9 protein-coding genes are annotated in these 12,780 nt (G+C 69.8%); 5 read left to right on the top strand and 4 right to left on the bottom strand.

What is annotated here, in order from left to right; genetic code table 11:
• Positions 1 to 6: 6 nt before the first annotated feature.
• The 4 genes from BOX37_RS16265 to BOX37_RS16250 all read left to right on the top strand — a co-directional run bounded on the left by BOX37_RS16265 (position 7) and on the right by BOX37_RS16250 (position 4,344).
• The gene (locus tag BOX37_RS16265; RefSeq protein ID WP_156910427.1) at positions 7 to 1,020 is read left to right on the top strand and encodes a heme/hemin ABC transporter substrate-binding protein; all 1,014 of its coding nucleotides are present in this window, start codon (positions 7 to 9) and stop codon (positions 1,018 to 1,020) included.
• The gene (locus BOX37_RS16260) at positions 1,017 to 2,138 is read left to right on the top strand and encodes a FecCD family ABC transporter permease (protein WP_156910426.1); all 1,122 of its coding nucleotides are present in this window, start codon (positions 1,017 to 1,019) and stop codon (positions 2,136 to 2,138) included. Before BOX37_RS16265 ends, BOX37_RS16260 begins: the two co-directional genes overlap by 4 nt.
• A complete protein-coding gene (locus BOX37_RS16255) occupies positions 2,135 to 3,016 on the top strand; it encodes a heme ABC transporter ATP-binding protein (protein ID WP_071928391.1) in 882 nt (293 codons plus the stop codon). Before BOX37_RS16260 ends, BOX37_RS16255 begins: the two co-directional genes overlap by 4 nt.
• Before the next feature lie 401 nt (positions 3,017 to 3,417).
• Entirely contained in the window at positions 3,418 to 4,344 is a 927-nt protein-coding gene (locus tag BOX37_RS16250; RefSeq protein ID WP_084759732.1) for an SDR family NAD(P)-dependent oxidoreductase, read from the top strand.
• A gap of 4 nt (positions 4,345 to 4,348) precedes the next feature.
• Here the strand turns inward: BOX37_RS16250 and BOX37_RS16245 are convergent, their stop codons facing one another.
• Positions 4,349 to 5,941, bottom strand: a complete 1,593-nt coding sequence (locus BOX37_RS16245; RefSeq protein WP_071928390.1) for an MFS transporter — start codon at positions 5,939 to 5,941, stop codon at positions 4,349 to 4,351.
• A gap of 434 nt (positions 5,942 to 6,375) precedes the next feature.
• Here BOX37_RS16245 and BOX37_RS16240 point away from each other — a divergent pair, with 434 nt between their 5' ends.
• Complete coding sequence (locus BOX37_RS16240; protein WP_071931564.1) at positions 6,376 to 9,648, top strand: AfsR/SARP family transcriptional regulator; 3,273 nt, start codon at positions 6,376 to 6,378, stop codon at positions 9,646 to 9,648.
• On the opposite strand, the gene BOX37_RS16235 is transcribed toward BOX37_RS16240, so the two are convergent.
• From BOX37_RS16235 to BOX37_RS16225, 3 genes are read right to left on the bottom strand one after another with little or no spacing between them, the layout of a single operon-like run.
• Positions 9,635 to 11,731 (bottom strand): MMPL family transporter, encoded by a 2,097-nt coding sequence (locus tag BOX37_RS16235; RefSeq protein WP_071928389.1) that lies wholly within the window; start codon positions 11,729 to 11,731, stop codon positions 9,635 to 9,637. The two genes, BOX37_RS16240 and BOX37_RS16235, sit on opposite strands and share 14 nt — an antisense overlap.
• A gap of 2 nt (positions 11,732 to 11,733) precedes the next feature.
• Entirely contained in the window at positions 11,734 to 12,267 is a 534-nt protein-coding gene (locus BOX37_RS16230) for a WKL family lipoprotein (RefSeq protein WP_240505366.1), read from the bottom strand.
• Positions 12,268 to 12,273: 6 nt separating this feature from the next.
• Entirely contained in the window at positions 12,274 to 12,630 is a 357-nt protein-coding gene (locus BOX37_RS16225) for a hypothetical protein (protein WP_071931563.1), read from the bottom strand.
• Positions 12,631 to 12,780 lie beyond the last annotated feature (150 nt).

Genomic DNA, 12,780 nt, shown 5'->3' with positions numbered 1-12,780 from the left:
ACCTTCATGAAACTGCGTGGTCTGCTGACGGCGATGATCACGGTGACGCTGCTGACCGGAGTCACCGCGTGCACCGACAGCAATACTGCATCGACTGCAACAACCGGCGGACCGTCGACGGCGCAACTCGGCGACCTCGACCCGGTCCCGATCGGACCCGCGCCGACGCCACAGCTCCCGACGACCGCGCGGTCCTTCGACGGCACCGAGGTCCCCGTCACCGACGTGTCACGGATCATCGCCGTCGACCGCTACGGAACCATCGCCCAGACCGTGTGGGCCCTCGGCCTCGGCGAGAACCTCGTCGGCCGCAGCACCTCCGCCTCCTTCCCGGCCGTCGCCGACGTGCCGAACGTGGCGGGCGGCAACGGCGCCCTCAGCGTCGAAGCGGTCCTCGCGCTGCGCCCGTCGGTCTTCCTCACCGACACCACCAGCGCCGCGCCCGCCGTGCGCGACCAACTGCGCGCCGCGGGCGTCACCGTCGTCTACTTCGATCCGCAGCGCACCATGGACGGCGTGGTCCCGCAGATTCAGGCCGTCGCCGACGCACTGGGCGTCTCCGCCGCGGGTACGGCACTCGGACAGCGCACCAGCGACGAGATCGCCGCCGCCAGCGCCGCCGTACCGGCACAGGACCCGCAACCCAAGATCGCGTTCCTGTACCTGCGCAGCACCGCGATCACGATGATCGCCGGACCCGGCTCGGGCGCGGACTCCCTGATCACCGCCATCGGCGGGATCGACGCGGGCACCGCCGCCGGGATCGACGAACCGTTCGTCGCCATCACCAGCGAGGCCATGATCGCCGCCGCGCCCGATGTGATGCTGGTGATGTCGGACGGACTGGAGTCGGTCGGCGGCGTCGACGGACTGGTGAAGATCCCCGGCATCGCCCAGACCCCCGCCGGGCGCGGCCACCGCGTGGTCGACATGTCCGACGCCGTGGTCCTGAGCTTCGGCCCCAACACCGGACGCGTCATCTCGGCCCTGTCCGAGGCCGTCTACGGCGAACCGGCATGAGCGATGCCCCCGACCTGACCACCTCCGCGACCACCCCGCGGATCACCGACGCGACCCCCGACCCGCTGCCACACCCCAAGCATCGGACCACCCGCGTCACCATCGTCTTCGCCGCCGCACTGCTGGCGCTGGTCGTGCTGGCGCTGGTGTCGTCGGTGCTGGGCCAGGTACCGACCACCGCCGCCGAAGTACTCGGCAGCGTCGCACACCGGATCGGCCTCGACCTCGGCCCGGTGCCCGCGCACCCCGCCGGCGAGGTGACGCTGTGGGAGGTGCGCTTCCCGCGCGTCGCGCTCGCCATCCTGGTCGGCGCGTCCCTGGCGACAGCGGGTGCGCTGTTGCAGGGCGTGTTCGCCAACCCGCTCGCCGAGCCGGGAGTGATCGGAGTGTCGGCCGGCGCCGCGGTGGGCGCGGGCACAGTGATCGTGGTCGGTGGCGCGTTCATGGCCTCCTGGTCGATCGCGGCCGCCGCGTTCGTCGCCGGGCTCATCACCACCGCGCTCGTGTACGTGCTGTCGCGGTCGGGCGGGCGCACCGAGGTCGTCACGCTCATCCTCACCGGGGTCGCGATCAACGCCTTCGCGGGCGGACTGATCGCGTTCCTGCTGTTCGTCGCCACGCCCGCTGCCCGCGATCAGATCGTGTTCTGGCAACTGGGCAGCCTCAACGGCGCCACCTGGTCCGCGGTCGCGGTGGTGACGACGCTGGCCTGCGCCGGCATCCTCGCCGCGATCCTCATCGCGCCCCGGCTCGATCTGCTCGCACTCGGCGACTCCGCGGCCCGGCATCTCGGTGTCGATGTGGAACGGTTGCGCAGACAGGTCATCGTGGCGGTGGCCGTGCTCACCGCCGCCGGGGTGGCGTTCAGCGGCATCATCTTGTTCGTCGGCCTGATCGTGCCCCATCTGGTGCGGATGCTCGTCGGACCGGGGCACCGCGTGCTGGTCCCGCTCAGCGCGATCGTCGGCGCGGTGGTCCTGCTCGGCGCCGATGTCGCCGCCCGCACGCTCGTCGACAATGCCGACCTGCCGCTGGGGATGCTGACCTCGCTGATCGGTGGCCCGTTCTTCTTCTGGCTGCTGCGCCGAACCCGGGCGCGGGCGGGAGGCTGGGGATGACCGACCTCCGCGCGCACAAGCCCCGAACCCGACGGCGCCCGACCCCCTGGCGGTCGCTGTTCGCCCGCACTCCCGATGTACCGGCCCGGCCGGAACCCGGCACGGTCACCCTGCGCGCGACCGGGCTCACCGTGCAACGCGGCAACCGGACCGTACTCGCGGACGTCGATTTCGGGGTCGCTGCGGGCGAGATCGTCGCACTGGTCGGCCCGAACGGAGCGGGCAAGTCGAGCCTGCTCGCCGCCCTCGCGGGCGAACTCGAGCCCACCACCGGCACCGTGAAACTCGAAGGCCACGCCCTCTCCCACTGGACCCATGCCGACATGGCCCGCCGCCGTGCCGTGCTGCCCCAGTCCCACAGCGTCGGCTTCCCGTTCACCGCCCGCGAGGTCGTCGCCATGGGCCGCTCCCCCTGGCTGCACACCCCTGCCGCCGACCGCGACGACGAACTCATCGCCGAAGCCCTCGCCGCCACCGACGTCGCCCACCTCGCCGCACGGATCTTCCCGTCGCTGTCCGGCGGCGAACGCGCCCGCGTTGCCCTGGCCCGGGTCCTCGCCCAGGACACCGCCACCGTGCTGCTCGACGAGCCCACCGCCGCCCTCGACATCGGCCACCAGGAAGCCGTCCTACGCCTGGCCGCCGCCCGGGCCGCCGACGGTGCCGCGGTGGTCGTGGTCGTCCACGACCTCGGCGTCGCCGCCGCCTACGCCGACCGCGTCACGGTCCTGGACGAGGGCCGCGTCGCCGCCGACGGCCCACCACGCGACGTCCTCACCCCCGAACTGCTCACCGACATCTACCGGCACCCGGTCGACGTCTTCGACCATCCCACCACCGGCGCCCAGCTCGTCCTGCCGGAGCGCCCCAAAGCCTGATCAACAGAGCGGGAGCTCGCCTGACCCCGCTGCCGTCCGTGGCCTGTTTTGAATTCGAGTTTTCGTGCTTGATGGATGAGCAGTGGGTTTATTATCATCAATAGATGCGCATATCTACGTATCTAGATTGATCATTATCTTGCTTGCTGCCGCTCCGGCCGAGTCGAAGCTGCACATGCCACAACCTCCCGACTGCTCCCCGCACCTTCCCGGGCGTTCACGACCGCACTCCCCCGCATGGGAAAGCTCGTCGACATCGGCACCCCCTCCCCTACCTCGATAAACCATTGCGCTGTTCCCGCAAGACGAAACGTCTCGTCTTGACAATCAGTTGAATGGGCGCAATGATCTACTCATCAACGAGACGGAGCGTCTCGGCACCGTAGTGGAGGAGCACACAGTTGACTCGCGGCGAAACCAGCAATGTCCGTCCCACCTCGACGGGAGCCGACACCGGAACTCCATCGGCGAGAACCTGGTTCATCACCGGCGCCAATCGTGGTCTCGGCCGGGCGTTCACCGTCGCTGCCCTGGCGGTCGGCGACACCGTCGTCGCCACCGCCCGCGACCCGCGCTCCATGTCCGACCTCGCCGAGGAACGACTCACGGTGCTGCCCTTGGACGTGCGTGATCGCGAGCAGGTCTTCGCCACGGTGGCCAAGGCGTTCGATGTCACCGGCCGCATCGAGGTCCTCGTCAACAACGCCGGCTACGGTCTGGTCGGCGCGCTCGAGGAACTGACCGAAACGCAGATCCGCGATCAGATGGACACCAACTTCTACGGGGCGCTGTGGGTTTCGCAAGCCGCACTCCCCCACCTGCGCGCCCAGGGGTCGGGCCACATCGTGCAGATCTCGACAGTCGGCGCGGTCGGTTCCCTGCCACTGTTCAGCATGTACAACGCCAGCAAGTGGGCGCTCGAAGGCTTCAGCGCCTCCCTCGCCGACGAACTGCGCCCCTTCGGTATCAAGGTCACCCTGGCGCAGATGGGCGGCTTCGACACCGACTGGGCGAAGTCGAGCATGAAGTTCGCCGAGGCCGTTCCGGCCTATTCGGCCGCCCGCGAAGCCATCCTCGGTATGCCCGACTACCCGGACCTGTCGGCCCTGCCGTCGACCGAGGAAGCCTCGACCGAACCGGCCGCCGAGGGCGAATGGGTCGAAGCCGCACCGGAGCTCGCCGCTGTCGGCTTGCTGGCCCTCGTCGCCGAGCCCCATCCGCCGCTGCGCAAGATCATCGGCCCCGGTGCGCACCAGATGGTCACCATGGCTCTCGATGCCCGCCGCCAGGACTACCTCGCGGACCCCGAATTCAGCTGGCCGAGCTGACCGCTCAGCTCGTGGGCTCCTCGAGTCTCGCCCCGGATTTCTCTTCCTCACCCGCGGAACCGGATTCGTCAGAGCCCTCGCCTCGATCCGATGGCACGACCAGTAGCACGAGGCCGACGATGCAGGCCACGAGCGCCGCGCCGAGGTAGCCGGCGGCCGCGAACCCGGTGGTGAACGCGGTTCGGGCGGTGTCGACCAGCGCGACGCCGACTTCGGTGGGCAGGGCACGGGCCGCCGACTCGGCTGCGGCGACACCCTCGTTCGCCGCCGCGGCGGCTTCGGTGGGGACGGTCGCGGGGAGCTGGTCGGCCATCGTGGACTGATAGACGGCGGCAACCAGGGTACCGGTGAGCGCGATGCCGACGCCGACGCCCATTTCACCGGCGGTCTCGGTGATCGCGGCGGCCGAACCGGCGCGCTCGGGCGGCGCGGAACTCACCACCAGGTCGGTGCCGAGCACCCCGGTCGGTGTGTTGCCGAGCACCGCCAGCGACACGCAGACCAGCAGGATCGGTAGCGCCGTATCGACCTCGAGGAAGGTCAGTCCGAGGCAACCGGCCGCCGCGAGCACCCCGGCACCGGCGAGCAGGGCACGGCGCCCGAACTGGCGCGCCAGCCGGGGCGTGCACAGCGAGGCGAGCACCGAGACTCCGGCGATCGGGATCATCCACAGTCCCGCGGCGAGCGCCGAGACGCCACGGACGAGCTGAAGATACTGCGGCACAAGGTAGAACACGCCGTTGATCGCGATCGTACCGAGCAGCATCAGCGCGACGGCCCCGACGAACACGCGCCTGGTGAACAGCGAGACGTCCAGCATCGGATCGGGCAGCCGGCGCTGCCTGCGCACGAACAGCACGCCGGCGCCCACGCCGATGCCGAGCGCTGTCATCGACGAGACCGAGATGCCATGCGCCACCGACTCTTTGAAGCCGTACACCAGCGGCAACATCGTCGCCAGGGACAGCGCCGAGCTGGGCAGGTCGATCCACCCGCCCGCGCTTCGCCCCCGCTCCTCGGGCAGCAGAATCGGCCCGAGCGCGACGAGCAACGCCATCACCGGCACCGCGAGCAGGAACACCGATCCCCACCAGAACAGCTCCAGCATCACCCCGCCGACCACCGGGCCGACAGCGACCCCGGCGGAGAACACCGTCATCCAGATCGCGATGGCGAACCTGCGCTGATGCGGATCGACGAACATGGTGCTGATCAGGGCCAGGGTCGAGGGCATCAGGGTCGCGCCCGCGATGCCCAGCAGCGCCCGCGCGGCGATCAGCAGCTCCGCCGACGGCGCGAAGGCGGCCAGCACGGACGCGGCCGCGAAGGCGGCACCGCCGATCAGCAGGAGCCTGCGCCGCCCGATCCGGTCACCGAGTGACCCCATGGTGACGAGAAAGCCCGCGATCAGGAATCCGTAGATGTCCAGAATCCACAGTTGCTGCACCGCGGTGGGCGCGAGGTCGGCAGTCAGCTGCGGCGCGGCCAGGTACAGAACGCTGACGTCGAAGGCCAGGACGAGCAGCGGCAGGGTGAGCAGCGCCAGTCCGAACCATTCCCGCCGGCCTGCTTTCGGCACGAGTTCGGCGGCGGTCATCGCAGGGCCGCCGAACGCGACGGGTGATGACCGCTGCCAACGGGGACTGCGAGCGGTTTCGGTTCCTGCGACATGGCGGCTCCTACTGGGTTGTCGTCTGCGCGACCTGTCTTCGGTCACGGGCCCCGATCATCAGGCGCACTGGTTCGGATCTACTGCGGATCCACTGCGGGTCCGCTTCGGCCGGGTAGGTGACGGGCCGCCGGTGGCGGCTGAACCACCGCCAGGAGGCGACTCCTCGATCTCCTGATCTCTGGTCGATGCCCGACGGCAATGCCCCTGCGACCGCATCAGACCGCGAACTGCACCTGACAGCTGGCTCCACGACCACCTGGAACCCCCGAGTGGCTCGCGTTGCTCCCAGTCGGAGGTTCCTGAGTTGTCGGGTGTCGTGCGAGGTCGGTCCCGATGTCGCATCCGGTAACGTCGGTCCCGTGCAGTTCGGGGTCCTCGGCGCGATCGAAGTACGTACCGAACGCGGCGATCCGGTACGCGTGCCGGAGCTCAAGGTTCGGCTGTTGCTCGCCCACCTGTTGCTGCGCGGCGGTGAACCGATGTCGGCCGATCAACTCATCGACCAACTGTGGGGCGAACGGCCGCCGTCTGATCCCAAGGGCGCACTCCAGGCGAAGGTCTCTCAGCTACGGCGCGCACTCGGCGACGCGGAACCGGGCGGACGAGATCTGGTGGTGACCGATCCGGCGGGCTACCGGTTACGGCCGACGAAGCTCGCGCTCGATTCCGACCGCTTCGCCGACCTGCTGAGCCGGGCGCGCGCCGAGCCCGCACCGCGAGCCAGGGCTGTCCTGCTCGACGACGCCCTCGCGCTGTGGCGCGGTCCGGCCTACGCGGATGTGGCCGAGGCATCGGCCGCGCAACCTGTCATCGGCCGGCTGACCGAACAGCGGCTCACCGCGATCGAAGACCGGGCCGAAACGCTGCTGGAATTGGGTGAGCATCTGACGGTCGCCGGCGAGCTCGCGCAGGTCGGGGCCGAACATCCACTGCGAGAGCGGCTGCGGGCAGCGCAGATGCGCGCGCTGTACCGGGCGGGCCGGGCCAACGAAGCGCTGGCGATCTTCGACGAGCTACGCCGCAGGCTGCGCACCGAACTCGGCGCAGATCCCGGCCCAGAGCTGGTGAACCTGCATCGCGACCTGCTCGAGCACAGCCCGCGCCTGCGTCCGACCGTCACCCGATCCGCCCGGCACCGCACCGCACTCCCGGTTCCGCTGACCGAACTGATCGGCCGCGCAGCGGATTCGGCTCGGGTGCTTGCCCTGTTCGACCACTCCCGGCTGGTCACGCTGACCGGAATCGGCGGGGTCGGCAAAACCAGGCTCGCGCTGGCGGTAGCCCTCGAACTCGACGCGCGACAGCCCGACGGCGCTCGCTTCGTCGAACTGGATCCGCTGCCGGCCACCGGATCCGAGACCGGTGCGACAGCGGTGGCCGCTGTCGCCGAAGTCATCTGCGCGGCCCTCGGAGTGAAGGCAGCCGCGAGCGCGGGTGCCGTGCCCACCGCAGACCCGGTCGCGATGCTCACCGAGTTCGCGCGCGACTTCCGCGGCGTGCTCGTGCTGGACAACTGCGAGCATCTGATCGGTGCGGTCGCGAAGCTGGTGGCCGGGCTGCTCGCCGCGGCACCAGGGGCGAGCGTGCTCGCGACCAGCCGGGAACCCCTCGCGCTCGCCGGTGAGGCGGTACACCCGGTGCAACCCCTTCCGGTGGACGGCTCGGCGGTCGAGTTGTTCGCCGCGCGGGCAGCGGCGGCCGATCCGGACTTCGTCCTCGACGCGAGCACCGACGCCGATGTCCGTGCGATCTGTCTGCGCCTGGACGGGATCCCGCTGGCATTGGAGCTCGCCGCGGCCAGGGCGCGATCGCTCGGCGTGGCCGAGCTGGCCACCCGGCTCGATGACCGCTTCCGCGTGCTCTCGGCGCGCCGACCGGGCGCACCGGCCCGCCAGCAGACGCTGCGCGCCACGATCGACTGGAGCTGGGCGTTGTTGACCGAGCCCGAGCGTCTCGTGTTGCGCAGGCTTTCGGTCTTCGCCGGTGGTGCGACCCTGGCGGCGGCCGAGCACGTCTGCGGCGATGCGGACGATCGCGTCCCAGTGCGGCGGGCCGATCATCGGGGCCGAGGCGGCGACGTGGCGCCGGTCCTGGGCGCCGCGCACCACGAGCGCATCGGCGTGGCCGAGGTGATCGCCGGGTTGGTCGACCGGTCGCTGGTGGTGCGCGGATCCGATGCGCGGTTCCGGATGCTCGAATCGGTGTCGGCCTACGCCACCGAGCGGCTGGCGGACGCGGGCGAGACCGAGCGAATTCGGGACCGACATGTCGGCTACTACCTGGCGCTGGCCGACTCGGCCGACTCGCACCTACGCGGCCGGGAGCAGCGCGAGTGGCTGTCCGACCTCGATGCCGAGGACCCGAACATGCGCGCCGCGCTGTGTGCTGCCTCGACCGACCAGGGATTGCGCCTGGTGTCGGCGCTGTCGTGGTATTGGTTCCTGCGCGGCCGACCCGGCATCGCCATCGACGCCGCCGACGCGGTGCTGGCCGCGCCGGGTGGAGACGACCGGCTCCGCGCGCAGGTCCTTGTGTGGCGAACGGGTCTGGCGCTGTGGTCACGCGACGAGACCGCGGCACCTGATCACGGTGCCGCGGTCCTGGCGTCGGTGCCGCCGGACAGCCCGCACCGGGCCCGCGCACACTGGCTGATGTCCTTCGCGCACTGGGGTTTCGGTGATCCGGCGGTGCCGATCGGGTGGGCCGAGACCGCGCTGCGCGATTTCGGCGCGGCCGGCGACGAGTGGGGAATGGCCGCGGTGCTGGCCATCCGGGCGTCGTTCGCGATGCTGCGCGACGATCTCGACGCCAGCAGACGCGACGCGGAACGCGCCGACGAGATGTTCACCGCGCTCGGCGACCGGTGGGGCCGCGTGCAGGCCCTCGACACCCTGGCCGGTGTCGCCGAGATCACCGGGGCGTACGCCGAAGCCATCCGCCTGCAATCCACCGCCCTGCGCATGGCCGAGGATCTGGCGCTGTGGCCCGAGATCGCGGCCAGACTGTCCGGTCTCGGGCGGGTGGTCATGCTCACCGGCGATCTGGACGCCTCCGCCGACCTGCACCACCGTGCTCGGCGCCTGGCACTGGACCAGGGCAATCTCGCCCTGGTCGGCTTCGCGGAGTTCGGGCTGGCACTCACCGCTCGCCGGCGCGGCGACCTCGATACCGCCGAACGCCTGCTGCTGTCCTGGCTCACCGACGACGAGCCGAAGTCGATTGCCGCGCTCACCCCGTTGGCCGAACTGGGCTTCCTCGCCGAGATGCGCGGCGACGGCGCGGCGGCGCGTGCGCTGCACACGAAAGCCCACCACCTGGCCTTGGCAACGGGTGCCGGCCCGCGCGCGCTCGCTCTCACCCTGGAGGGCCTGGCAGGGGCCCACTCGATCCTCGGCGAACCCGGCTGGGCGGCCCGGCTCCTCGGGGCCGCCGACGCCACCCGCCGCACCGTCGGCGCGGCGCTCCCGCCCGGGGAACGCTTCGACGTCGACCGAATCACCGCCACGGCGAGCGCCGTACTCGGCGCGAGCACCTTCGCCGACGAATACGCCGAGGGCGCCGCCGATCCCGACCTTCCCCGCAGCGCCGACGACGGGAGCTACGAGCAGGGTGGGTCGGCTACCGCCAGATGATCTTGAGTAGGGCCGGGGTCAGCACCATGCGAATGATGGTGGCGTCGATGATCAGCGCCACGATCATGCCGTAGGCGATGTATTTCATCAGGACCAGATCCGAGAAGCCGAACGCGCCGGTCACCACGATCAGGATCGCGGCCGCGGAGGTGATGACGCTGCCGGTGTGGGCGACGCCGTAGCGGATGGATTCGGTCGCGTCGGCGCCGGAGGCGCGTTTCTCCGCGATCCGGGACAGCAGGAACACCTCGTAGTCGGTGGACAGGCCGAAGATCACCGTGACGATCAGTGCCACCACAGCGAACATCAGTGGCCCCGGCGTGAAGGCGAAGACCTCCGATCCGTGGCCCTGCACGAAGATCCACGTCAGCACACCCAGGGTTGACACTAGGCTCAACGCGCTCATCGCGACGGCCTTCAGCGCCAGGATCACCGACCGGAACGCCACGATCATCAATGCCAGCGCCGCCGCGATCAGGATCGCCAACAACAGGGGCAGCCCGTCGATCAGTCCGTTGATGCTGTCGCGTTCGAGCGCCGGGATTCCGGCGACCATGATCTGCACGCCCGGTGGTTCCGGGAGGTCACGGAGTGCGTCGATCACCCGGTCGGCGTCGCGTTTGTCGTCGAGTCCGGCCGAAAGGACGTTCACGTCGTCCTTCGTGGGCGCGGCGGGCTCGAAGCGACCGGTCAACCCGGGAATCTGATTGGCCTCGTAGCGGATGTCACCGAGCTGCTGCGGGGAGGCACCGACCACGACCATCTTCAACGGTTCGGTCCGGAATCCGGGGAACAGGTGGTCGAAGTCCTCCTGCGCCACCCGCGCGGGGTTGTCGGCGGCGAGGTACTTCTCGCTGATCCCGCCGAACTCGATGTGGCGCAACGGAATACTCAACGCCAGCAGACCGAGCACGATCGGGATCACCACCGCCCACGGCCGCCGCATCGACCACTGCGCGAGCCGGGAGAAGAACCCGGCGTCGATCTGGGCCTCGGTCTTGCTGCGGGAAAACCGTTTCCAGCCGAGCCAGTCGATGCGCCGCCCGGCGATGCTCAGCGCGGCGGGCAGGGCGGTCACCGACAACAGGGCCGCCAGCATGACCGCCGAGATGCCGCCGTAAGGCACTGATCGCAGCACGCCGTTGGGAAAGATGAACAGCGCGCCGAGGCTGATCGCGATGATGCCCGCCGAGAAGAGAACCGTCCGCCCGGCGGTGGCGACGGTGCGCGCGGTCGCCTCTTCCACATCGCGACCCGCGGCCAGTTCCTCCCGGAATCTGGTCACCGTGAACAGTCCGTAGTCGATCGCCAGACCCAGCGCGACCAGCGTCATCACCGCGCTGGCGAAAACGTTGACCTCGATGTGGGCAGTGAGCAGCCGCAGGATCCCGGAGGTGCCGAGAATGGTGAGCCCACCGATCAGCACCGGCAGCAACGCGCCGACCAACCCGCCGAACACGAAGTACAGCAGCACGGCCACGATCGGCAGCGCGATCATCTCCGCGCGCCGGATGTCGTGCTGCATGCCGATGTTGATGCCCTCGACGACCGGCTGCAGCCCGGCCAGCTGCACTGTCGTCCCACCGGGGCCGCCGCCGGGCACACCGGCGTTCAGGTGTGGTTTGAGCGCCAGATAGTTCTCGACCGTGGCGGTGCCACCACCCCCGGCCAGCCCGATGCTGGCGAAGGCGTGCTGTTTGCTCTCGTCCGAGGCGTTCGCAGAGAACGGGCTGTCCCAGTAGCTGTCGATCTTCTGGATGCGTTCGCCGTGGTCGGCGCGCAGATCGTCGAGTGCGGCCATGACCGGCCCACGCACACCGGCGTCGTCGACGGTGGCACCCGGTGGGGCGGTGTAGATGACGATCAGGTCGCCGTCGGTGTCGCGACCGAAGGTGTCGTCGGCCAGTTTCGAGGCCGCCACCGACTCGCTGCTCTCGTCGAACCAGCCTTCCTGGGTGTAGCGGTCGGCCAGGTCGCGGCCGAACCAGCCCGAGACCAGCACGGTGAACACGAACAGTCCGAGCACCAGGAAGCGGTGGCGGTGGACGAACCGGCCCCACCGCATCGATCGCGATTCCCGCATGCTCAGCCGCAGGCGGCGGTGCGGTAGTCAGCCGAGCGCAGGATGCCGCACAGATCGGTGCGCGAGATCTTCCACTTCCCGTCGAGCAGCACGAAATGCACGATCGTGGTGCGGATATTGGTGCCCGAACCGTCTTTGTCCAGGCGCATGGTGGCGGTCAGGGTGCCGTCGCGGTTGTCGAAGACCGGGTCGACGACGCCGTAGACCGCGTGCGGGTTGTCCCGCAGCGCCTTGTACATGTCGGGGATGGCGTCGGAGAACGCGTCGCCGTCCTCGATCAGGTCGGTGCGCTCGGCATCGGGCAGGTTCGGGTCGAGCGCGCTCTTGATCTGCGCGTCGAGTTCGGCGGCGGTGGGCAGCGGCACATTGGCCTTGCTGGCCGAAACCGCGACCGAGGAGGCGAGGGAGGCGTTGGCCGAGGACCGTGCGGCGTCGACCGAGGCCTCGTCGGCGCCACCACCGCAGGCGGTGAGGACGACGAGGGCCGTGAGGCAGGCAGTGGCCGCAGCGGCCCTGGCGAAAAGTGTGGAAGACATCACCATCTACATACCATCAATTGCGGCACTGATTCGGCCCAGTATGCCGCGCATGGTCGTGGTGTCCCTGCTCGCGGCCGCCGGAACCGGGGTCGCGTCGGGCAGCAGATCGCGCACGAACGCGGCGACACTGCGTTCGTCGCCGAGGTCGATGTCGGTGACCTGAGCCTGCGCCTGGGCCACCACGTCCTGGGCTTCGGGCACGGCATCGCCCAGGTCGGCGCGGTAGATCTCCACGGTGAGGGTGGCGCGGCGGGTGCGGAAGGCGAAGGGGTGACCGTCGTCGGTGGTGCCGAAGCCGTGGGCGAACGGACCGACCGAGATGTCGTCGATATCGAAACCCACTGGTGTCCGGTCGGTCATCGTTCGGATCTCCTGCCGCTGCCTGGCGATCATTTGTCGACGTGTCAACAGTAACTTGTGGTACCGACGGTCCCGACGCGCCCACCCGGTCGGAGCTACCGGTGAGTCATCATGGTCAGATGGTGATCAGCGGTCATCTCGTGCGGAGTT

The sequence above is a fragment of the Nocardia mangyaensis genome (assembly GCF_001886715.1).
Taxonomy (GTDB): Bacteria; Actinomycetota; Actinomycetes; order Mycobacteriales; family Mycobacteriaceae; genus Nocardia; species Nocardia mangyaensis.
Note: the sequence above shows the minus strand (reverse complement) of the source record. Positions and strands in the feature narration are given on the sequence as shown.

What these genes read in the sequence shown, in the direction of transcription:
- BOX37_RS16265 (WP_156910427.1), top strand. Translation starts at nt 7, where the DNA reads ATGAAACTGCGTGGTCTGCTGACGGCGATGATCACGGTGACGCTGCTG.
- BOX37_RS16260 (WP_156910426.1), top strand. Translation starts at nt 1,017, where the DNA reads ATGAGCGATGCCCCCGACCTGACCACCTCCGCGACCACCCCGCGGATC.
- BOX37_RS16255 (WP_071928391.1), top strand. Translation starts at nt 2,135, where the DNA reads ATGACCGACCTCCGCGCGCACAAGCCCCGAACCCGACGGCGCCCGACC.
- BOX37_RS16245 (WP_071928390.1), bottom strand. Translation starts at nt 5,941, where the DNA reads ATGACCGCCGCCGAACTCGTGCCGAAAGCAGGCCGGCGGGAATGGTTC.
- BOX37_RS16235 (WP_071928389.1), bottom strand. Translation starts at nt 11,731, where the DNA reads ATGCGGGAATCGCGATCGATGCGGTGGGGCCGGTTCGTCCACCGCCAC.
- BOX37_RS16230 (WP_240505366.1), bottom strand. Translation starts at nt 12,267, where the DNA reads ATGTCTTCCACACTTTTCGCCAGGGCCGCTGCGGCCACTGCCTGCCTC.
- BOX37_RS16225 (WP_071931563.1), bottom strand. Translation starts at nt 12,630, where the DNA reads ATGACCGACCGGACACCAGTGGGTTTCGATATCGACGACATCTCGGTC.